Below are 21,562 nucleotides of genomic sequence, written 5' to 3'. Positions count from 1 at the left end.
TATTAAAGGTCTTTCCCAAACAAATTGGGAAAGACCTTTAAATTTAGATATTAACCTGCTCCGTTAAGCTCTGTAGTTCTTGAGCCATGCTACTCAAGTCTTGAATCGTATCAGTTATCTCCTGCATAGCCGTAGCTTGTTCTTCCGAAGCATGAGAAATTTCAGTAGTTCCTGCTGCTAACTCCTCTCCGGCAGCAGTAACTTCTCTAATCTGATCTACCACTTGATCTATTTTCGTTACAATCTCCCGGAAAGTTTCCTCTGTCTTATCTAAATTTTTAGCTCCCTCTTCTACATGTTGATCATTCTCTTTAATAACTTCCACCATCTCTTCCGTTTCATCAGTTAGCCCAGAGATAATTTTGCGAATCTCTCCTACAGAATCTTGAGTTTCCTCGGCTAATTCCTTAACCTCATCAGCTACTACTACAAAACCTTGTCCATGTTCACCAGCTCTAGCTGCTTCTATTGCTGCGTTCAAAGCTAGTAGATTAGTCTGCTCAGCTAAATCAGAAATAACACCTACAATATTCCTGATTTCCTGCGAAGCTTGATTAAGCTCATCGGCAGTCTGTCTAGACTTATGAGAAGACTCTAATATATCCTCCATTTCAGCTTGAGTAGCCTCCATCTGACCTAAACCAGCTTGCGCTAATTCATTAACCTCTTCGGCTGCCGTAGCCATATCCTGAGAAATCTCGCTTAGCTGGTTAGTAGTAGTATCAAACTCTTCTGTTTGAGCCGATACCTCTTCAGCCGAAGCCGAAGCCTCCTCAGCCACAGCTAATAACTCCTGACTAACTGAAGATGTCTTTACTGAGGCCTCTCCAATTTTTTTAGCCCGATCCCGCAAGTCATCTATCATCTGATTTATAGCTTTGCTCAATGCCCCTAATTCATCACTACGCTCAATATCTGATTTAATCTTTAAATTACCATTGGCTACCTGGGTCGCAGTACCTGCCAACTTTTCAATAGGTTCAGAAAAGTATCCAGCTAAAAAGTAAGTACCTGCAATCATAGCTGCTAAAATTAAGAACCCTACTAAAAAGATTCGATTTCTAATTCCAGCTGCTATCTCGTCCACATCATCAATATAAATCCCAGTACCTAAAATCCACTCCCACTCTTCAAAGCCTTCTACATAAGAAACCTTAGGCTCAATTCGATCCTCATCATCATAGTACTGCCATTGATAGTCCACAAAACCGCTACCTTCTGCTTCAACCACTTCTACCATCTCTGAAAATAGATATACTCCATCCGGATCATCAAAATCGGAAATATCCTCTCCATCCAACTCCGGCGTAAAGGGATGCATTATCATATTAGGATGGTAGTCCTGAATCCAGAAGTAATCAAGATTATCAGGGCCAAAAGTCATATTAGCAATAGTATCTTGAGCTCTCCGTTGAGCCTCTTCCTGGCTCAACTCTCCCGCTTGCTCCAGTTCATAATAACGTTCTAAAACCCCTAAAGCAGCATTAGTTATTTCCTCTACCTGTACTCTCTTCTCTTCATAAACAGTACTACGAAGCGTCGGCGCTAAATAAATACTAAAAACTGCAAAAGAAATAAATAAAATAACAATTACAGCTAAAATCAACTTTGTTTTGATATTTTTCAGATTATCAAAATTTTCAAAAATCTTCAATTTATTCTCCCCCTAATTTAAAATAATTGCTTCGATAAATCAAAAAAAACTATTCAATTTACAAATAAAAATCCTCCTTTCATTTCAAACATTTTTCACTCCTAAATTAGTTAAATGTTATCTTTTTAACTGAAATAACCGTAGCTAAAATTTCTATTACCTAGCTTGAATATTTAAAGTTAAAATTCCTGCTTAATCAATAAGTTTAAATAAAAGTTCGCTTATATATTCTCAAGTTTTAACTAGTCATAATTAATATAACCCTGGCTTTAGATATTAATTATAGGCAGGGTCAAAGTTATAAAAAGCATATCTCCGGTAAACTGACAGTCATAGTTTTAAGCAAAAAACCTTAGACTCAGCATTTTGCGACCCTGATTTTCATCAGCTGTGCCCTGAACGGATAATATTAAGTTTTAAATTATAACTGATAGCTTTATTTTATCAAAATTAAGAAAATTATGCAAACTAGATAAAAATCAATTAAGCTTAGCCAATACTTCCTTTAAGTTAAACATAGAATCAGCTCGACTCCACTGATTAAAAGCCGGATGAGGAATACCATCTATCACTTGCTTTTCTTTAATGATATCTTTCTTAGCATCTATTAAACTCAAGTAACGAGCTGCCAATCTACCACAAGGTACTATGTATTCCAGTTCAGAACAGTTTTGACAAGCCGAGACTAATCTTTGTCTAAAATTGGATAATAATATCTTTTTAACTATATTCCATTCCGGCTTTCTATGTTGATTAGCATCATAATTAACCCGCAGTTTCTCTAAAACTTCAACTACCTGCTGCTCTTCAACACTTAATTCAGTCTCAATAGCAGAACTCTGCATAGGGGCCGGAGCTACATTCAATAAAGCAAACTTATCTAAATTAGGATACTGCTTTATATACTCCGACTTATGCTTGACTAAACGACCTAAGGGAAGCTCAGTAGCGGGCCCGTAGATAAACTTAGCCATCTCCACCCCTGAACTCCCAGCTACTGGATAACCATGTTTAACCTCTTGAACATGAGGTGATTCCAAAATAAATAACACTACCGCTTGCTCATTAATCAGATCTTGCACCCGATATTTCTCTAAATAAGCTTTAGTTTTAGTTGCTAAATCTTTTCTAGACATCTACTTTAACCCCCCTAATCCTACAAATTCCATACCTTTTCTAAATGATCAACGATTTCTTTAGCTGTTGGTGGACAGCCTTGAATACAGCTTTCGGCCTGATGCAAACAGCTACCACTACCTATTCCCTCTACCTCTTGTTCTTGAAAGCCCTGACCAATATAAACCTTAGCTTCATTAGGAAGCCCATAACTATCTTTAATTCTCTGCAAAGCATGAATCAAGCTACCTAAACAAGCAGAACAGGCCTCTTGTTCTTGAATATACTCTGCTAAACGCGCTATTTTTTGAGCCCCAGCAGTCATCAACTCCGAAAAACCATCTTGTTCTTCAGAAGAACGATTAAGATTTACTATCTCAGCCCCCTTTAAATCAGTAGAACCTAAACCCAATTTTTCAGCATAAGCAATATAGGAAATCTCCTCTACTCCAAAACCTAATAAGTTAGCTACAAAACTATCTACTAGGACCGCATCTTTTCCGGCTACTACTCTATTCATAGCTACCGGATTACCTCCCTCTTCAAAGGTCAAATCACCAATAATCCCGTCTACAATTATTAAATCACTAGCCAACAAACTATTCAAATGAGCTATAGGTCGGTGAAGACCTAAAGTATGAAAGCGACGTTTTTCGGAATCAGGAATACAGCCTTTGAGATTCTTTAAAGCACAGGTCATTTTAGTCTGGCAATGAGCTTTAAGCACTGGCATATTAATCAGATAGTCCACTGTTCGAGGTTTTTGAAAAAGCTCAAGCTCAAACTCACCTGTAGAATAGCTAGCAGTAGAATCAGTCTCTAAGTTATAAAGCTCCACTCCATACTCTGCAGCTAACTCTCGATAACCACAGACTTCAAAGACTTTTTCAGTCTCTGCTCCTACCCAAGCGCTCTCCATAATAGTTATCTTCTCAATTCCTTGCTCCTGTAAATACTCAATCACTCCGGCTACTAAATTAGGATCGGTAGTAGCTCCACTACTACTTTCTTTAGCCAGTACCAAATTAGGCTTAATTCCAACTTTCATCCCCGCTGCTAAGTCTAAATCCATAACCTTCAAAATCCGCTTAACCAACTTAGTCCCTTGAGAGCCATAGATATTATATAAGCGCTGCATTAAAAAACCTCCTAACTATCGTCATTCCAACCTTCCTCACCTAATAATGGTACAAAGCGTACCCTACATAAGTTCTCTCTCAGCAACTTTCCATCGTTCTTTTTGCTAACTCGTAAAAGACTCTGCACACTTCGTTCTCCAACTGGAATTACTAAACGACCCCCAGTATCCAACTGCTCAACCAGAGATTCAGGTAAACTAGGAGCTGCTGCACTAACTACTATTCCTTGATAAGGGGCATTTTCCAACCAACCTTGACTACCATCTCCAACTTTAACCTCTACATTTTGATAGTTTAAATTAGCATACCTTCGCTCAGCCTCTTGAGCCAAAGATTCAAAACGCTCTACAGTATAGACCTCTGCTACTATTTGAGCCAACACCGCCGCAGCATAACCAAAACCAGTACCAACTTCTAAAACCTTATCTGTAGGCTGAGGATCTAAGGCTGCAACCATCAAGGCTACAATATAGGGCTGACTAATAGTTTGTCCTTCCCCAATTGGCAAGGGTTTATCAGCATAGGCTTGCTTTCGCAAACGCTCAGGAACAAATTCATGCCGAGGTACGGTTAACATACTCTCTAAAACAGCCTCATTCTTAATTCCTCGCCCTCGCAACTGCTGTTCCACCATTCGTTCTCTACTCTGCTGATGGTCTCCTTTATTTTCTCCCTTGAATTTATTCCAAAAATTCATCATGATTCCTCCAGTTAAAGTTATTAACGTGAAGTTGAAGATTTTGCACCAATATTGTTGCGTTGGCGCGGGAAACCAAATGGATGTTTCCAAAGTAATGATTAGCTTCGCGTCAACGCTAGAAAAGTTTATTTTAGTACTTCTAAGACTCATCTCCACTCAAATAAAAGCAAGCTAATTTTAATTAGAAAAATTAGCTAAAACAGCTTTTATTTGAGCTCCGATTCGTCAAGAAGCACTAAAAAATAAACTTTAATATCGCTTATAAACACCCATTTGGTCGTGCTGATAACGAAATAACTATCTTAACCTACAAGTTGATATGTTTCAAAGAGCGACTCTTAAAATAGCCCGAAGGCAGGGACGCCGGGAGGGCTATTTTTGAGAGAGAAGGAGGCACGGATGCCGACTGAACGGCAAGTGATTGAAACATATCAACTAGCTCAGGCTTTCGATAATAGCTATATCGTGAACGCAACATTAGAACAATAATATTCAACTCAAAGCTTGCTTAAATTTCTCTATATCAGTAATCGGCGCTTGACAACTGAAATCTTCACATATATAAGCAGTAGGCTGACCTTTAACCTGTTGATAATCCTCCAAAAACGGAATTAATTCCGTTAACTCAACCTCTTCGGAATTAAATAAGGTTACAGTAAAAGGATTAAATTCCTCTCTCAGCAACTGTAACATCTGCTGAGTAGCCTGCTGCTGAGAATCACCAACAATTACTACCTCTTTTCCTCTAGCCTGTCTAAAAAGCAAGGCCAACATAAAATAAGTATGAGCTGTTGGTTGCTTAGCTATCTGTTGCCAGAAAAATCTCAATTGCTGCTCAGCTTTATCCTCTAAACTGCTATCGCCAGTCAAACGGGCCAAGCGTAAAAAGTTCAACATAGCTACCGAATTACCAGCCGGAATAGCTCCATCATAAATTTCTTTAGGCCTAGTTAACAGCTCCTCAGCATCACTTCCGTAAAAATAAAGTCCTCCAGACTCTTGATCCCAAAAATATTCCAATAATTCTTGATTTAAAGTCAAAGCTTTATTCAAATATTCAACTGCAAAGCTGCTTTCATAAAGCTCTATTAATCCCCAAATTAAAAAAGCATAATCATCTACATAGGCTAAATAATCAGCTTCTCCTTCTCTATATCTAGCCAACAGCCGCTGCTGATCTTGATAAAGCTCTTTCCAAATAAAATCTACTGCTTTTTGGGCAGCCTGTAGATACTCTTCTTCCCCTAAAACTTTACTACCTATAGCCAAAGCAGCTATCATTAGTCCATTCCAAGAAGTTAAAATTTTATCATCCTTGTGAGGATGTATTCTCTTTTCTCTTTCTTCAAAAAGTTTCTTTTTGGCTTCTGCAAATTGTTCGTCCAACTCTAACTTACTTCTATCATTCTTAATTAAATTAGGAATACTCTGTCCTTCAAAATTGCCAGCTTCAGTAATATCGTAGGCTGTACAGAATTCAGCTCCTAACTGCTCACCTAAGATTTCCTTTACCTCTGCTGGAGTCCACAGATAAAACTTACCCTCTACTCCTTCGGAATCTGCATCTTCTGCTGAATAAAAGCCACCCTTTTCATCAGTCATATCTCGCAAAATATAGGTAAAAATCTCTCTAGCTATTTCAGCGTATTCTTGCCGATCAGTAAGCTGATAAGCCTCTAAATAGACTATGGCCAAAAGAGCATTATCATATAACATCTTCTCAAAATGAGGTGCTAACCATTTTGCATCGGTAGAATAGCGAGAAAAACCATAACCCAGCTGATCGTAAATTCCTCCACGATCCATCCCCTCTAGCGTCTGCTCCACCATATTTAAAGCCTGCTGTTCACCGCACCACTGTTGATAACGCAATAAAAACATCAACTTATGCGGAGTTGGAAACTTAGGTGCAACTCCAAAGCCTCCATAGCGCTGGTCAAAATCAGCTTTTAATTGATAATAAGTTTGATCAAGTAAATCCTCTACTTCTTCATTAGCAATACTTTCTGTTAACTCCTGGCTTTCAATTTGCGCTAATAAAGAGTTAATCTGATTACTAGTATCCAGTAACTCCTCTCTGTCTTCATCCCAAAGTTGCTGTACCTTAGTTAAGATATCCAGCAATCCCGGCCGACCTCCACGAGACTCTTTAGGAAAGTAAGTGCCGGCAAAAAAAGGCTCCATCTCAGCCGTCATAATCACCGTCAACGGCCAACCACCCCGTCCGGTTAAAGCTTGACAAACCTTCATATAAATACTATCTACATCTGGTCTTTCTTCACGATCTACTTTCACAGAAATAAAGTGTTGATTAAGAAAATCAGCTACTTCTTGATCCTCAAAAGACTCTCGTTCCATGACATGACACCAATGACAGGTGGAGTAACCAATAGAAAGAAAGACTGGCTTATCCTCTTGTCGGGCCCTAGCAAAGGCTTCTTCTCCCCAAGGATACCAGTCAACAGGATTATAAGCATGCTGTAAAAGGTAAGGGCTTTTTTCTGTTATTAATTGATTAGCTTTTTTAGTCAAAGTTAACCTCCTTTAAAGTTAGCAACGTTTTTAATAGCATGCTCAAAAGTAAAAAGTTTTATTTTTATATTATTTTACAAAGCTTTAAAAAAGTACCACAGGCCTCCTACCCACTCATGTACAGAACTCAAAGAATTATCTAAGGACTCCAGATTAGGAATAAAGCGCCGTAGCTTTGATTCAGAACTCAATCTATAATCAACCGGAACTGAAAGTAGCTCTTCTTCCCAATGTTCAGCAAAAGAATAAGTAGCTCTGCGCATATGTACAGCACTAGTAACTAAGACCAACTGTTCATAATCTGTTTCTGCCAACAATGAACTAGTATTAACTGCATTCTCCCAAGTATTTTGGGATTCTACTTCAGTAATAATCTGTTCAGGCTCAGCCCCCCAAGTTAACAATAGCTCTTCCATTACCTCAGCTTCACTGATAGCTGCTTCTTCATTAAAAGGCCCTCCACTAAGTACTAAGTCAGCCCCCGTTTGTTGATGCAGCTCCCAGCCTGCTTGTAACCTCTTTAAAGTTCTATCGCCAACCTCAAAACCACTTTTAGTTCCGCTTCTCATGCCCCCTCCTAAAATAACTATACTGCTCTCCGGGCCCAGGTTTAACTCCTTAGTTTCTAAGGGAGCAAAACTACTCTCTAATGGATTAGTAAATAACCATTCACCAGGATAAGTACTCAATAAATAAGCTAAAATTAAGAGTATAACTACTAAATAACGAGCTATTCGTTTATCATGTCTACGATAGGAACGTTGTTTTTGCTTAACAAAAACGATAAATATAGCTACTATCAACACTAAAAAAGAACCTGGCGGCAATAATAATTGCGCAATTAGATCAAAAAGCATTCTCATATCTTTTATCATCCCTTCGCTTAATTTTTAAGACTACTCCTAGTCAAATTCAGTCCAGTATTAATTACTTATTTCCAGTTCTTGATTTAAGTCAATAAAAGACCAAACTATATCTTTATTTCCGAAATAACAATAAAATTCCTGCCTAAACTTAATTATATTACTAACTTTTTTTAACAAAATAAAAAGATAGCCTATTAGCCACTCTTCTATAAAGTCATCCACAGGCTAAAAAAATATAGCTGCCTATACAATAAAGAAGAGGCTCCTAAATTCAGGAACCTCTTCTTTAATAAGTTATTAATTAACCAGCAATCGTTTCCCAAACCCCAGTAACTAAAACTATAAAAATAGCAATAGGCACTAGATACTTAATCAAAAAGCTATATATTGCCCCAACGCTAATAGCTCCTTTGACCTTGTTAGCTTCTTCAACAGTCTCTCTAGCTCCCCAAGCATAACCAGCAAATACTGCTGTTAATAAACCACCTAATGGTAAAAAGATATTTCCGCTAATCCAGTCATAGGTGTCCAAGATATCCATTCCTAAAAAGTTAACCTCAGCTAAAGTGCTATAGCCAAGCAAAGGCGGAATACCAACTATAAAGATAATAATTCCTGCTAACCAAGCTGCCTTTTTTCTATTCCATTGATGTTCGTCCACTACATAGGCTACTACTACCTCCAACAAAGAAATAGCCGAAGTTATAGCAGAAATAGTAAGCAGTAAGAAAAATAAAAAGCCAAATATAGTTCCCAAAGGCATCTCCGCAAAAACTGCTGGTAAGATAGTAAAGACTAAACCTGGGCCCGCATCTGGACTAAATCCTAAAGCAAAAACGGCGGGAAAGATAGCAAAACCGGCTAAAATAGCAATTAAAGTATCAAAACCAGCCACATAGGCAGCATTATCATTAATATTATCGTCATCTGAAAGATAACTACCATAAGTTATAATAGCTCCCATACCTAAGCTTAGAGTAAAGAAGGACTGACCTATAGCTTCTAAAAAGGTCTGACCCGTAATCTGACTAAAGTCAGGCGTTAAGTAAAAAGCAAGTCCCTCGCCTGCTCCTGGTAAAGTTATGGCTCTAAATACTAAAATCAGTAATAGCACAAAAAGAATAGGCATTAGAACCTCTACTGCTTTCTGAATCCCCTTCACTACTCCAGAACCGATGATTGTAATAGTAAGGAACATAAAAGTAGCGTGCCAAAGTAGAGGTTCTCCTACTCCACTGATGTGACCAACAAAAACTTCGCCAAAATCAGTTCCAGCAATAAACCCATTAGCAGCCTTCACTACATAAGCCATAGACCAGCCACCTACCACCGAATAAAAACTAAGAATTACAAAACCAGTAAATACACCTAAAGCTCCTACCAACCACCAAGGAGCATCGGGAGCTAAAGACTTAAAAGCACCTACCGGATTCTTTTGAGTCTTTCGACCAATAGTCATCTCCGTAACCATTACTGGATAGCCAATTAATACAATAGCAATTAAATATAAAACCAAAAAGGCTGCTCCACCATTAGTTCCGGCTACATAAGGAAAGCGCCAAATATTCCCCAAGCCAACTGCTGAACCAGCAGCAGCCAGAATAAATCCTAATCTCGAAGTCCAGTTTTCTCTTTGAAGATTATCCATTTTAAAATACCCTCCTTAATAAAATTTGAGTTCTTAAAGCCATGCCCAATAATTTTCTATACTTTATTCAAATATACTCTTTATCACCCCACTTATTCTTGGATTCACAAATATTAACAATAAAAAACTCTTAAAACACTAAATACTAAGATTCTGGATCTCAAATATAAATCCCTTCTTTATATTTGAAAAAATTTATATATTAAAACTTACCTGCAAATAATTCGTTAACAAGCTTCAGCTAAATAAATAGGGTGCCAACTAAAACAGTTCACTAGCTGTCTTCGCTGATAGAGACAAGCTCCTACAATTATTTGTTTAGGTAAATCAAGTTCTGTTTTATCTAAAATCAAATAAAGCTGTTTCCCCATTAACCTCCATTCATAACCCTTAGCATTATCAGAATAAGCAAAACTTTTAATTAACCTTTGTCGAGCAGGAGTTAAAAGATAAAAGATTAAATTATTAATCTTTCTTTTGCTAAGCTGAAACTTAAAATAAAGTTTCAGTGGAGTGTTATAAACAGTTAGGTTATTGATATTACCTCCTTTTAAAGCAGAGCTAGAATAACTAGCAACTTTAACCCCTTCCTGATAAATAAGCTCTTGCCAACAGTCTTTAGCAAAAAGCTGTTCTTCAATAAATAATGGTTTAGCTTCAGCAAATAGCTCATTCTGTCTCACAAAACTCAATAAATAATTACGAATCAATCGTTGAGTTTTAAAGTTATCTAAAGCCTCTTTTTTCTTTAACACAGCTTCGGCAGATAAAGACTTACTTAACCAGCTAAAGTTTTTCTTCAAATCTGCCGGAACCTTTAGCTTAAATTCAGGTAAAAATTTATGTGGAAGAGGATAGTTAGGCCAATGAACTAAATACTGATAATGAATAAAATCAAGCTCCTCTTTCAAAAAAAGCAACTGGAGAAGTAAAGCACTAACCCAATGATCTGCATGCAAATCATTGAAATGTGGACTATAAATTACTTGAGGGCGATACTCCTCTATTAATTTTTGCAAGCGAAAAAATAAAGCCTCTAAAATATACTCGGACTGAGTTCTTTGCTGAGACTCTTGACCAAATCTTAATTTAGCTAACAGATAACCTTTTTTATTAAGCTGTTGCAAAATATTCTTTTGTAAATGACCATCTGGAAAATTTAAAAAAGTAACCTGCTTTCTATTTACACCTAACTTCTCTAAAGCACTAAGTGATTCTTGCTGGCGCAGATAACCAAACTCGGCTAAGTCTTGGGGCTTACTCCTAATCTTTTTAGTAAATAATTTATGGGCCCAAACGAAAGCATCACCGTTAGTCAACAAAACCACCTGTACTTGATCACCCTGCTGCAAATGTTGATAAATTGTCCCTCCACAGCCTATAACTTCATCATCGGGATGAGGAGCTATTGCTAAGACTCGCTTACTTTCCTCAGCCATTATTAACGCCACCTTTAAATAGATTTTCACTACTAATCTCTAGCAAAATAAAAGCTAAAGACTATCAACCACAACAAAGTAATAGCAGCACTCAACCAGAAAACAGCCTTAAAACTATACAAGTTATAAATAAATCTCAAAGTCACTGGAGCCAAAGTCATACCTATAAACTTCATAGTGTTGAAAATAGCCACTACCGAACCTGTTAACTCCTCAGGCGGCACTACTGTAGCTCGATTGTAAATAGCCGGCTGAGCAACTCCCATCCCCACTCCAAAAAGAGTTAAACTAATCAAGACCCTATAACCGCTCCCCCAATAAGGAATTAAGAATATAGCCAGAGCAATTAATAAAAACCCTAAACTAGTCTTTTGCCTCCAGTTAAAATAACGATTTACCTTATCAGCCTGCGCAGCAAAAATAGCTGCAAAAAAACCTTGCACCGCCAAGGCTAAGCCTCCCAAAAGTTCACTTAAGCCATGCACTGTCACCATGAAAATAGGAATAAAGGTAGCTATAGCATAGACCAAGAAATAAAGCACTAAAGAATGAATAAACACTTCCCAGATCTCTTTGATCTTAATAGTCTGCTTAAAAGAATTGAAATACTCCCTTAACTTAAGCTTAGTATCTTGATCATCTTGCGGCTTAGTTTCCTCAACAAAGGAGATAAAAAAGAAAGCTACAAGTAAAGAAAAACCATAAACTAAAAAAGGATACTGCCAAGATCTAAAAGCTAAAAGTCCTCCTAAAAGCGGCAATACTACTGCACTAACAGAAATCAAAGCACTTAAAATTCCAATAGCCTTCAATCTAGCTGCCCCGCTATACCAATCACTGATAATAGTCATTGCTACGGGAATTAAACCAGCAATCCCAATTCCCTGAAAAAAACGAAATACTAATAAGACTCCAAAACTAGGAGCAAATGCACAGAGCAAACCGAAAAAACCATCTAAAAGCAAACAACTAACCCCTACCACCTTGCGGCCTAACAAATCCATTAATAAGCCTGTCAAAGGCAAGGTAATAGCTGCCGCAAAGGTATAGACGCCTAAAACTAAACCTACCACATCTTCAGAAACTTCAAAAGGCTCCAGTAAAGACGGTAAGCCTGGAGCAACTATTGCCCCGCCCATTACTCCAAAAGCACCCATAGAAATAATAATCAAAAATCTAATTGTTAGCCACTGATTATTTGCAGACTTAAACTTTCCCATTTTATAGCCACCTTTTTATCTTGCAATAAAGTGCTACTATTAAATTATCATTTAGCTAATAAATTATCAACCTTTTATATTATATATTTAGCTTGTTGAATAATTAGATCTATTTGCTTTTAAGAATCAAAATATTACATTCCCTTGCCGTTCAGTCCGACGTACTCGATATACTGGTGCTAACCTTACCTTGCGTAATTAAATTGAAAAGTTAGTGAGCCACCTTGCCTCCTTCACTCTCAAAAAAGGAATTATAGTCAATTACCAAGAAACATTTAATAAGCTAATTCATAAAATTGGGGTGAGGTAAATTGGGAAAAATCAATTGTATGAAAGACTTATCAGTATTTGCTGATCTATCCGCGGCAGAGTCTATATTAATCCCTGCTTCGATTGCTAAAGGAAGAACTTATCAAAGAAATGAAGTTTTATTTCACGAAGGAGAAAGTGCCGAAGCAATATATCTAATTAAAAAGGGGCAAGTTAAGCTGTCTAGAGTATTTAAAAACGGCAAAGAGATTACTTTACAAATAGTAGGTGATGACCAAATTATAGGAGAAAATCTTCTTTACGGAAGAACGGAGCATATATTTACGGCCGAGGTAGTCCAAGAAGCATTTATCTGCTCCTGTACTAAAGAGGAGTTTAGAAGATTAGTTACTGATTATCCAGAGATCGGTCTTAAAATAATCAAGACCTTAAGCAGTAAGCTAGAACAGCTTACTCAACGAGTAGATAGTCTAACTACTTATGATGTTAAAGGAAGGTTGATTAATCTCTTTTACCAGCTAAGCCAAGAGTACGGAATCGAAACTAAGGAAGGAGTATTGATTGATCTCCGTTTAACCCATCAGGACTTAGCTGAATTTATTGATGCCTCCCGGGTGATGGTTACTAACACTCTCCAAGAAATTAAAGGGATTAAGAAGAAGAAGCGAAAATTTTTAATTGATAATCCTACTTCTTTGAAAAAATTAGTTAATTAAGTTAAAAGCTAATAACTGATCACTAAAGTTGCCACTAGGCAGCTTTCTTTTTTTGTTAACTAGTTTACAGAAAGTCTCTTTAATAAGCGTATATAATTAATAATGAAGTTTCAAAGTCTAATCCCCTTAAATGAAGGATGATTTTAATGAATAATTTAAATCATTTACAGCAAGTACCTTTATTTCGTAATTTATCACCTCAGGAGCTACAGTTAATAAATTCTAATTTAAACTTTGAAATCTACGGTAAAGGGAGATTTATATTTAGAGCAGGCCAACAGATCAAAAAGATTTATTTAATCAAAAGAGGTCAAGTTAGACTATTTAAAAATCTCCCAAACTGCCAAATAACTCTGCAAATTTTAAAATCCCCACAAATTATTAAAAAAGATGCTTTATTCAATGAAAGTACTTACCAAGTAACGGCTCAAACAATTGGAAATACCCTTATTTACTCTTTAGCTCAAAAAGATTTAGAAAGATTAATTATTCAAAATCCCTTACTAAGCAAAAAAATAATTAAAACCCTCAATAATAGCATAAGAAAACTGATTAATCTTAGTTTTTGTTAACTACTTTACAGAAATCAAGCAGTCTTTTAATTATACTCTTAAATAGAGGAGAATTTATTATGCAGACTATTACTTATTCTAAAAATATATTTATTCCTTTAACTAATATCTGTAGTAATAGATGCTCTTATTGTAACTTTCGCCAACCTTTAGCTAATGCTAAAATAACAACTTTAAATGAAGTTAAGCAGCTAATTAAAAAAGCTAAAAAATTAGGCTGTAAAGAAGTTTTGTTCACTCTAGGTACTCAACCAGCTAAGGTGAGTGGCTTTAAGGAAAAACTACAGGCTCAAACTGACTTTGACTCTATTTATCAATTACTTATTGAGTGTTGTCGACTAGCTTTAGCAGCAGGACTACTTCCCCATAGCAATGTAGGAGTAGTACCTATAAATATCTTAGAGGATTTAGCTAAATATAATGCTAGTATGGGCCTGATGTTAGAAAGCATTACTCAACTTCCAGCTCATCGAGGTTCACCAACTAAAAATCCAGCTTTAAGACTGGAATTTATTGCTCAAGCTGGTCAACTAAAGATACCTTTTACTACTGGACTGCTATTAGGCATTGGCGAAGATAAAAAACAGCGTTACCAAAGCTTATTAAGTCTTAAAAAGTTGCATCAACAATATGGACATCTACAGGAGGTAATTATTCAACCAATAAAAAAGAAAGAGTTCACTTCACTTACCTTTACTGAGTTAAAAGAATGTGTTTCTTTAGCACGCAAAGTTATGCCCAATGAAGTAGCTATTCAAGTACCCCCTAATTTAGAAAGGGTAAGTGAACTATTAACTGATGGTGTTTCCGACCTGGGTGGTATTTCTCCCTTGACCCTTGATTATATCAACCCCAATTATGAATGGCCCAGGTTGGATTCTTTAAAAAAAGAGATAGCTCCTTATCAGCTTAAAGAGAGACTAGCCGTATATCCTAAATTTATAAGTAAAGAGTGGTTAGCACCAGCTGTTTGGGAATGTTTACAGCGAGAGGGGTATTTAAATGAAAAGTAACCCAGAAATTGATAAAATTCTTAACAAAAGTAAGGCTGGCCAGAGATTAAGTGTTAGCGAAGGAGTTAGATTATTCCAAAGTACGGGCCCTGAGCTACATAAAATAATAGCAACTGCCGATGAACATCGGCAAAAAGTAGTTGGCGAAAAGATAAGCTATGTTGTTAATCGCAACTTAAATTTAAGCAATATCTGTATTAATAGCTGTCAATTTTGTGGCTTTAAGCGCAATCCAGATAGTCCAGAAGCTTATTTATTATCTATAGACGAAGTTCAAAACATAGTTCAGCAAGCTGTTCAAAAACAACAAATCAGTGAGCTATGCTTAGTTAGCGGTCTTCATCCTGACTTCGATCTGGATTACTACTTGCAAGTTATAAAAGCTATTAAATCAGTAGCTCCCCAGCTTCATGTACATGGAATTACTCCTGAGGAACTAAAGCATGCTTTGCGCCAAACAGAACTAAGCTTCGCTGAAGGCTATGCCCAGCTAAAAAGAGCAGGCCTAGACTCTGTAGCTGGTACAGCAGCCGAAATACTAGTACCTAGAGTTAGAAAAAAGATCTGCCCTGAAAAAATCACTACTAAAGAATGGATAACAGCTATCAAGGCAGCTCATCAGCTAGGCTTAAAGTCTACAGCTACCATAATGTATGGACATGTAGAAAGTACTAAAGAAAGGATTGAACATTTACAAATAATTCGTAACATTCAAGAAGAGACTCAGGGTTTTACTGAGTTTATTCCGCTTGCTTTTATTCATCAGCAAACTCCTCTTTATCAACAAGGAGTAATCAATAAGGGAAGTACCGCTAGAGAAGATATTTTGATGATTGCTATTGCTAGACTATTTTTAGACAATATAGATAATATTCAGACTTCCTGGGTTAAGTACGGCCCTAAGCTAGCTCAGTTTACTCTTCAAGCTGGAGCTAATGATTTAGGTGGTACTCTCTATAGTGAAAAGATCAGTAAAGAAGCTGGAGCAAAAAATGGGGAGTATTTAACTCCTGCTCAATTAAAAGAATTAATTGAAGATTTAAATAGAGTTCCTCAGCAAAGAGCAACTACTTATTAACCAAAATCCAAGGAGGTTGTTAACTATGAAAAATGTTTCTCTTTACGAAGAAGTTTTTGGCTTAGTCGAAGGCGATTTAGAGAATTTAAATGAAGATACTGCTGATGACAAGTTAAATTCCTTTTCTCTCAAATACGAAAGTACAGTACCACAATTGGAAAGAATGTGCTATATAATGGAACAAGTACTATTAAAAGAGGAAGTAGAAGCTACTGTTTACGCTGGCTTTCAAAAGGTCTCTCGCGCCGCAGATATTTGGGATCGCTTCTTACAGATTGCCGATAATGTAGATCAAGTCTATATTTTTGGAGAAAATGATGCCGACTTAAAGACGCATCCCGATATTGACTTTATTTATCTACCGGATAAGCATAAGCTAAAACGAGAGTGGTTTTTAGTTATCGACCAACCTTTAGCTAAATCAATGATGGTGGCCTACGATATGGACGGCTTTGGAGTTCATGAAGTAGAAAAAGATCGTAACTTTAAAGGAGCCAAGTGTAATAATCCCAAGGTTGTTGCTCAAGCTAAAGAGATATTAGATGAAGTAATAGCCTCTTATTAGAGTTTGCCTCTCTATTTAATTATAAATCCCTACTCAAAGCTTCCATGTTAAATGGGAGCTTTGAGCAATTAAGGAGGTAATTTAAATGTCAGGACTATATTCACAACTACTAACTAACTCTTCTTCTTTAGAAAAAGAGGTCTATACCAAGTCCTCTATGGTTGCTCTTAGTCACGCTATGGAAGACTTAGTAATGGAATTTAATCTCACAGCTGAAATTTTTGTTCTTTTTCAAGAGTTTAAGTTTTTTCTAGAAGAGAGAGAGCGTTATTTAAAGCTAGATCAAGTCTGTAAACGAATCTTTGTATTTGTTAAAGGAGTTGATGAGGAAGCTATTAAGGAGTTTGAAAATACTGAATTTATCGAAATACCAGCTGGTGATCCTTTACTGAAAGAGTGGGCCCTAGTCGTTAACCACCCCCAACAGCCTATGGTATTAGCTACCAAAGAGGAAGCGACATTACAAAGCATAAACCAAGACAGCTTCCGCATCTTCGCAGGCTTTCTTGATTTTAGCAACTATACAACGCTCCGAGCCGTAAACTATTTTCAAAAATACTTAAAACAACAAGGGGTTGACTATCAGCCTTACTATCAATTAACAGCTACAGAGGCCCCTCAACAAAAAGCTCTTAAACAAAAGTTATCCTTATTTATCAATAACTCTTTAAACGAAATCGAAAAAAAGGTAACTGCTTTAGGAAATCAGAATGTACTTCTGTCTTATTTAATAGAGGAAAATAAGGAGCTAACTTTAGAAGTTATTCGCAGACTCTGTCAAGCTGCTGAGTATAGAGATGAAGATAGTATTTGGCATTTAATTAAGATCGGCTTTATCTCTTCAACTCTGTTAGGGGAAATAGAAAAGGACTCCCAAAAAATCGAAGAGATTTATTATGCTTCGCTAATGCATGATATCGGCAAAATAGGTATTCCCGACTCTATTTTACTCAAAGCAGGGCCCTTAAGCAAAGAAGAATACCAAGTAATTAAAGAACACCCCCAAATCGGCGCTAAAATCCTGGGCGACTCTAAACAGGAGATGTTACAGACGGCCCGTAAAATAGCCTATAATCACCATGAAAAGTGGGACGGTAGCGGCTATCCCTCTGGAAAAAGCAAAAAAGAAATTCCTTTATCAGCTCGCATCGTAGCCATTGCCGACGTCTTCGATGCTCTATCTTCAGATAGAGTCTATAAAGAGGCCTATCCTATCGAAAAATGCGTAGAAATCATGAAAAAAGAGCGTGATCAGCACTTCGAGGGAGAACTAGTAGAGCTATTCTTAAATAACTTAAATAAATTTCTAGACTTTAAAGAGGATCTGCAAAAGCTGGCCCAAGAAAGATCTAAACAAGAAGTCTCCAGCCTTTATTTTGAAACTATGCTAAAAGCAGCTAAGCCAAACTGTCAGGATAAGGAGTAAACAGAAGCTGCTTTAAGCAGCTTTAAACCTGTTTAATCACCATATCCTCTTCCCGAATATGCTTTTTCCAGAAGATAAGCACCTGTCCGCGAATGGATAGCAAAAGATCTTTATTGATTTTATCCTCATCCTCGGTATCAAAGTACTCATATTTCAGCTCATTAACTGTATCTATCAGTTCTTGATGGAGCTTTTGATGTTCTTGATATCCTGCTGGATTATACTGACGATGAAACTTCTCCTCCAGCTGAAAATGAGTTACAAAATAATCGGTTAAAAAATAAAATAAGTCATCCACTTGTTCTCTATTCTCTTCATTATTAATTAAATTAGAATCGACATTAAGCTCTAAGTCCTCAAAAAACTTGTTAATCTCTTTAAACAGCTCTTTCCGCTGTTGATCCAGTTCCTCAATACCTAATTTTAAACTTTCATCCCATTTTACCTTCATTAGTTTACTCTAGCTATAGGAAATCAATCAAAACCTATAACCAGTTTTCACCTCCTTCAAAATGATAATAAAGTAGTTAATATTCTAAATTCAAACAAAAAATAAGCTTGATATATTTTTACAGATAACTTAAACTTAATATAAAGCGTTAACAATAAAATTAATTAGCAAGGAGGACTTAAATTGAACAAAACCTGTAAAATCCATCATCTTTATCATAGTGGTTGCAGTATTGAAGTCGATAATAGCTTATTAGTCTTCGATTACTACTTAGACTCAGCTAATGAAAGAAGTATTGAACAAGGGGTTATTTCAGCTGCTAAATTAAAAAGCAAAGATCAAGTTTACGTCTTTGTCAGCCATAGTCACCAAGATCACTTTAATCCTGTTATCTTCGACTGGGAGAAGTATAACTCGAATACCAAATATATCCTAAGTAGCGATGTCCCAGCTAAAGAAAAGAACAACTACTACAGTTTAAACAAGTACGAAGAATTAACACTAGATAATCTCCATCTCAAAAGCTACGGCACAACAGACCAGGGAGTCTCCTTTTTAGTAGAAATAGCTGACTTCACCATCTACCATTCTGGTGATCTCAACTGGTGGCATTGGAAAAAGTTTTCGCCAGCCGAGCGCAAACAGGAAGAAAAGGAGTTCAAAGAAGAATTAGCAAAACTAGCAGGAAAGGACATTGATATCGCCTTTGTTCCTGTTGACCCTAGATTAGAAGAACATTTCTATTTAGCTGGCGAATATTTTGCTCAAGAAATCCAGCCGCAGTTAATAGTTCCTATTCACTTTCGCGATAACTACCATATCACCACTGAGTTTGCCGATAAAATAAATCATTTATCCTCAGCAGTAGCTCGAATCACCAAAAAAGGAGAAAAAATATTATTTAATAAGCAAGTAAAAACCTAGAGGGTTAGTTTATGCTCTAGGTTTTTCCCGCTGTTTTATCATCGTCACTGCATTACCCTCTTCATTATAATAAAAATCATCATAACAGGAGTTAGCCAGCAACATTCCCCGCCCCCGATCTTGAATAAACTGCTGCTCAATATCAAAACCAATCTCCAACTTCTGCTCCAGCTCTGATTGCCAATCAAAACCTGAACCTTGATCTGCTATCACTATCTTAATCTGCGTCGAGTTAACAAAAACTTCGATTATTATTTCTTTATTGGCATCCATACTATTACCATGCTCTAAAGCATTATTTAGCATTTCTAAAAGTCCTACTGCTAAAGTATTAACATCTTCCTCATAATAAGGTTCAATGAAGTTAAGTATTTTTTCCTTAGCTTCATAAATAGCATCACAGCTACTTTCAATTTCTAAGTATAGTTTATCTATCATTGTCAGCCCCCCGTTGAATAAGCACTATTGTTATATCGTCTTGTGCTTGTAAACTACCAGTAAGTTCTTCAAAATCATCATTTATAGCTTCTATTATCTTATTTGGTGCTAAATCATAGCTATCTAAAAATATCTCCTTTAACCTCTCTTCGCCATACATCTCACCATTAATCTCTTCCTCTATCAAGCCATCTGTACTTAACAATAAGGTAGCACCTTCATTAAACAATATCGATTGCTCCTCCAAACTTTGATAGGTAAATAATTCTTTATCGATAACACCAGAAATAGGCAAGCCTTCACAAGCTATAGGCTGCAACCCATGCTGTTCATCAGCTAATAAAGGTGGTAGTTGCAAGCCTGCATTGCCAAAAACAAACTCCCAAGTTTCCAAATCTAGCACCCCTAATAAAATACAAATAAAGTAATCATCTGGAAAATTCTCTTCGCAGTATCTAGTAAAGATAAACTCAATAATTCGTGCTGGAGAGATATCCTTAAGCTCCTGCTCATTATTTAATAAAAAGTTATTAATACTCTCTCTAACAAATATATTCAACATAGCCCCATCTAATCCATGGCCGGTAATATCAACAATATAAAGTATTAACTTATTTTCTACTTTAATTACATCATAAAAATCCCCTCCTAGCTGTTCTGCTGGATGATAGTAAGCTGCAAAAGATAATCCCTCAATATTTGGAAAACTAGCCGGTAAAAACTGCTCGTGAAGCTGTCGGGCCTGTTCAATCTTTTTATTAAGCTTAGCAGTAGTCTGCTCTAACTGTGAATTAGTCTTTTCCATTTCCATAGCATAGTTAGCTAATCGTTCTTCTGTTTTTTGCTGCTCTGTAATATCATAAGCAGTACAGATAACATACTCTACCTCTCCCTGCTCATTTAGCTTAGGTACTTTAGTAATATCCAATAAACGCATTTCTCCTTCAGCATTTTCTACCCATCCTTCTAGCTGCACCTTTTTCTTAGAATCAAAAACATGTTCATTGCTAGTAACGCAAGAATTAGCCTCATTAGCTCTACGTACTTTGTCTATATCCTGATTTTCTATTTCTTCTCTTTCCCAACCCACAAAGTCAGCATAAGCCTGATTTACACAGCCTAAAGTTCTTTCATCTTTTAAATACCAGACCTGAGCTTCAATATTATTCAATAACATCCGCTGCTTATTACTTTCTTTCATTAATTTTTTCTCTATAGTCAGCTTTGAACTAGAACTAAGATAAGAAACTAATCCTATTAAAAATACAATAATAAAATATAGTAATTTACCTATTTCTTGAGCTGAAGTTCGATAGAGAGTCAAGCTAATTAAAGCTATAATAAAAAAGTTATAAACAATTAGAACTTTCTTGTTTTTAAAAGAAATATTACCAGCAATTATTACAAAAAGAATACTATAAGCATAACCCAACATATAGTCATTAAGACTAATCAAATAAATAGTATGTAAAGCTACCCCAAACATCAATAAATAAAACAAAGATTCCATATATTTCTTATAAATTTTTTCACTAAGAAAAGAAAGTGTTAATAGTATTAAAAATAGCAAGGAAAAACCAGCACGTTGCCGTAAGCATTCCTGAAAAGGCTGCACAGCTATTACTTGATAAATAAAGCCTAATAAGGGATATAAAACTACAGCTACAGCACAAAATATTCTAAAAAAAAGCAGGTTATTATTCGTAATCATCTTATTATTTTTACTTAGTAATTTCTTTATATCCTTCACATTATCTCTCCATATCTATAAATTATATCTACTACTATTATATAT

19 protein-coding genes and 1 riboswitch are annotated in these 21,562 nt (G+C 36.3%); of the genes, 7 read left to right on the top strand and 12 right to left on the bottom strand.

Features of this window, described 5'->3' with window-relative positions:
* Positions 1 to 43: 43 nt before the first annotated feature.
* The 9 genes from MWH30_RS06265 to MWH30_RS06225 form a co-directional block, all read right to left on the bottom strand.
* Positions 44 to 1,654, bottom strand: coding sequence for a methyl-accepting chemotaxis protein (locus MWH30_RS06265; protein WP_248663206.1), 1,611 nt, complete (start codon positions 1,652 to 1,654; stop codon positions 44 to 46).
* A gap of 314 nt (positions 1,655 to 1,968) precedes the next feature.
* Positions 1,969 to 2,059, bottom strand: a riboswitch (cyclic di-GMP riboswitch).
* A gap of 74 nt (positions 2,060 to 2,133) precedes the next feature.
* On the bottom strand, positions 2,134 to 2,790 hold the full coding sequence (locus tag MWH30_RS06260) for an SH3 domain-containing protein (RefSeq protein ID WP_248663205.1): 657 nt from the start codon (positions 2,788 to 2,790) through the stop codon (positions 2,134 to 2,136).
* A gap of 20 nt (positions 2,791 to 2,810) precedes the next feature.
* Positions 2,811 to 3,908 carry a DUF362 domain-containing protein gene (locus MWH30_RS06255; protein ID WP_248663204.1) on the bottom strand — a complete coding sequence of 366 codons (1,098 nt, stop codon included), beginning with the start codon at positions 3,906 to 3,908 and terminating at the stop codon, positions 2,811 to 2,813.
* A gap of 11 nt (positions 3,909 to 3,919) precedes the next feature.
* Positions 3,920 to 4,606 carry a protein-L-isoaspartate(D-aspartate) O-methyltransferase gene (locus tag MWH30_RS06250; RefSeq protein ID WP_248663203.1) on the bottom strand — a complete coding sequence of 229 codons (687 nt, stop codon included), beginning with the start codon at positions 4,604 to 4,606 and terminating at the stop codon, positions 3,920 to 3,922.
* A gap of 495 nt (positions 4,607 to 5,101) precedes the next feature.
* Positions 5,102 to 7,141 (bottom strand): thioredoxin domain-containing protein, encoded by a 2,040-nt coding sequence (locus MWH30_RS06245; protein WP_248663202.1) that lies wholly within the window; start codon positions 7,139 to 7,141, stop codon positions 5,102 to 5,104.
* A gap of 74 nt (positions 7,142 to 7,215) precedes the next feature.
* The gene (locus MWH30_RS06240; RefSeq protein WP_248663201.1) at positions 7,216 to 8,004 is read right to left on the bottom strand and encodes a YdcF family protein; all 789 of its coding nucleotides are present in this window, start codon (positions 8,002 to 8,004) and stop codon (positions 7,216 to 7,218) included.
* Positions 8,005 to 8,308: 304 nt separating this feature from the next.
* Positions 8,309 to 9,655: a sodium-dependent transporter gene (locus MWH30_RS06235; protein WP_248663200.1), complete on the bottom strand. Its 1,347-nt coding sequence runs from the start codon at positions 9,653 to 9,655 to the stop codon at positions 8,309 to 8,311.
* A 227-nt stretch (positions 9,656 to 9,882) separates the two neighbouring features.
* Entirely contained in the window at positions 9,883 to 11,094 is a 1,212-nt protein-coding gene (locus tag MWH30_RS06230) for a PIG-L deacetylase family protein (protein ID WP_248663199.1), read from the bottom strand.
* Between the two features lie 32 nt (positions 11,095 to 11,126).
* Entirely contained in the window at positions 11,127 to 12,314 is a 1,188-nt protein-coding gene (locus MWH30_RS06225) for an MFS transporter (RefSeq protein ID WP_248663198.1), read from the bottom strand.
* Positions 12,315 to 12,625: 311 nt separating this feature from the next.
* On the opposite strand from MWH30_RS06225, the gene MWH30_RS06220 reads away from it, so the two are divergent.
* The 6 genes from MWH30_RS06220 to MWH30_RS06195 all read left to right on the top strand — a co-directional run bounded on the left by MWH30_RS06220 (position 12,626) and on the right by MWH30_RS06195 (position 17,954).
* Positions 12,626 to 13,300, top strand: a complete 675-nt coding sequence (locus MWH30_RS06220) for a Crp/Fnr family transcriptional regulator (protein ID WP_248663197.1) — start codon at positions 12,626 to 12,628, stop codon at positions 13,298 to 13,300.
* Positions 13,301 to 13,446: 146 nt separating this feature from the next.
* Positions 13,447 to 13,872, top strand: coding sequence for a Crp/Fnr family transcriptional regulator (locus tag MWH30_RS06215; RefSeq protein WP_248663196.1), 426 nt, complete (start codon positions 13,447 to 13,449; stop codon positions 13,870 to 13,872).
* 59 nt (positions 13,873 to 13,931) lie between these two features.
* On the top strand, positions 13,932 to 14,885 hold the full coding sequence (gene cofG, locus MWH30_RS06210) for a 7,8-didemethyl-8-hydroxy-5-deazariboflavin synthase subunit CofG (RefSeq protein ID WP_248663195.1): 954 nt from the start codon (positions 13,932 to 13,934) through the stop codon (positions 14,883 to 14,885).
* The gene (gene cofH / locus MWH30_RS06205; RefSeq protein WP_248663194.1) at positions 14,875 to 15,963 is read left to right on the top strand and encodes a 7,8-didemethyl-8-hydroxy-5-deazariboflavin synthase subunit CofH; all 1,089 of its coding nucleotides are present in this window, start codon (positions 14,875 to 14,877) and stop codon (positions 15,961 to 15,963) included. The genes cofG and cofH overlap by 11 nt, the downstream gene beginning before the upstream one ends.
* A 25-nt stretch (positions 15,964 to 15,988) precedes the next feature.
* A complete protein-coding gene (locus tag MWH30_RS06200) occupies positions 15,989 to 16,528 on the top strand; it encodes a DICT sensory domain-containing protein (RefSeq protein WP_248663193.1) in 540 nt (179 codons plus the stop codon).
* Between the two features lie 85 nt (positions 16,529 to 16,613).
* Entirely contained in the window at positions 16,614 to 17,954 is a 1,341-nt protein-coding gene (locus tag MWH30_RS06195; protein WP_248663192.1) for an HD domain-containing phosphohydrolase, read from the top strand.
* A gap of 22 nt (positions 17,955 to 17,976) precedes the next feature.
* On the opposite strand, the gene MWH30_RS06190 is transcribed toward MWH30_RS06195, so the two are convergent.
* Positions 17,977 to 18,405 (bottom strand): bacteriohemerythrin, encoded by a 429-nt coding sequence (locus MWH30_RS06190; protein WP_248663191.1) that lies wholly within the window; start codon positions 18,403 to 18,405, stop codon positions 17,977 to 17,979.
* 183 nt (positions 18,406 to 18,588) lie between these two features.
* Here MWH30_RS06190 and MWH30_RS06185 point away from each other — a divergent pair, with 183 nt between their 5' ends.
* Positions 18,589 to 19,329 carry an MBL fold metallo-hydrolase gene (locus MWH30_RS06185; RefSeq protein WP_248663190.1) on the top strand — a complete coding sequence of 247 codons (741 nt, stop codon included), beginning with the start codon at positions 18,589 to 18,591 and terminating at the stop codon, positions 19,327 to 19,329.
* Between the two features lie 9 nt (positions 19,330 to 19,338).
* Here the strand turns inward: MWH30_RS06185 and MWH30_RS06180 are convergent, their stop codons facing one another.
* Positions 19,339 to 19,767, bottom strand: coding sequence for an ATP-binding protein (locus tag MWH30_RS06180; protein ID WP_248663189.1), 429 nt, complete (start codon positions 19,765 to 19,767; stop codon positions 19,339 to 19,341).
* Positions 19,757 to 21,517 (bottom strand): SpoIIE family protein phosphatase, encoded by a 1,761-nt coding sequence (locus tag MWH30_RS06175; protein WP_248663188.1) that lies wholly within the window; start codon positions 21,515 to 21,517, stop codon positions 19,757 to 19,759. Before MWH30_RS06175 ends, MWH30_RS06180 begins: the two co-directional genes overlap by 11 nt.
* Between the last annotated feature and the right edge of the window lie 45 nt (positions 21,518 to 21,562).

The sequence above is a fragment of the Fuchsiella alkaliacetigena genome (genome assembly GCF_023227765.1).
Lineage (GTDB): Bacteria > Bacillota > Halanaerobiia > Halobacteroidales > Acetohalobiaceae > Fuchsiella > Fuchsiella alkaliacetigena.
Note: the sequence above shows the minus strand (reverse complement) of the source record. Positions and strands in the feature narration are given on the sequence as shown.

Excerpts from the sequence above, each read along its gene's own strand:
- MWH30_RS06225 (WP_248663198.1), bottom strand. The coding sequence starts at position 12,314 with ATGGGAAAGTTTAAGTCTGCAAATAATCAGTGGCTAACAATTAGATTT.
- MWH30_RS06180 (WP_248663189.1), bottom strand. The coding sequence starts at position 19,767 with ATGATAGATAAACTATACTTAGAAATTGAAAGTAGCTGTGATGCTATT.
- MWH30_RS06255 (WP_248663204.1), bottom strand. The coding sequence starts at position 3,908 with ATGCAGCGCTTATATAATATCTATGGCTCTCAAGGGACTAAGTTGGTT.
- MWH30_RS06195 (WP_248663192.1), top strand. The coding sequence starts at position 16,614 with ATGTCAGGACTATATTCACAACTACTAACTAACTCTTCTTCTTTAGAA.
- MWH30_RS06250 (WP_248663203.1), bottom strand. The coding sequence starts at position 4,606 with ATGAATTTTTGGAATAAATTCAAGGGAGAAAATAAAGGAGACCATCAG.
- cofH (WP_248663194.1), top strand. The coding sequence starts at position 14,875 with ATGAAAAGTAACCCAGAAATTGATAAAATTCTTAACAAAAGTAAGGCT.
- MWH30_RS06190 (WP_248663191.1), bottom strand. The coding sequence starts at position 18,405 with ATGAAGGTAAAATGGGATGAAAGTTTAAAATTAGGTATTGAGGAACTG.
- MWH30_RS06240 (WP_248663201.1), bottom strand. The coding sequence starts at position 8,004 with ATGAGAATGCTTTTTGATCTAATTGCGCAATTATTATTGCCGCCAGGT.
- cofG (WP_248663195.1), top strand. The coding sequence starts at position 13,932 with ATGCAGACTATTACTTATTCTAAAAATATATTTATTCCTTTAACTAAT.
- MWH30_RS06215 (WP_248663196.1), top strand. The coding sequence starts at position 13,447 with ATGAATAATTTAAATCATTTACAGCAAGTACCTTTATTTCGTAATTTA.
- MWH30_RS06260 (WP_248663205.1), bottom strand. The coding sequence starts at position 2,790 with ATGTCTAGAAAAGATTTAGCAACTAAAACTAAAGCTTATTTAGAGAAA.
- MWH30_RS06235 (WP_248663200.1), bottom strand. The coding sequence starts at position 9,655 with ATGGATAATCTTCAAAGAGAAAACTGGACTTCGAGATTAGGATTTATT.
- MWH30_RS06200 (WP_248663193.1), top strand. The coding sequence starts at position 15,989 with ATGAAAAATGTTTCTCTTTACGAAGAAGTTTTTGGCTTAGTCGAAGGC.
- MWH30_RS06230 (WP_248663199.1), bottom strand. The coding sequence starts at position 11,094 with ATGGCTGAGGAAAGTAAGCGAGTCTTAGCAATAGCTCCTCATCCCGAT.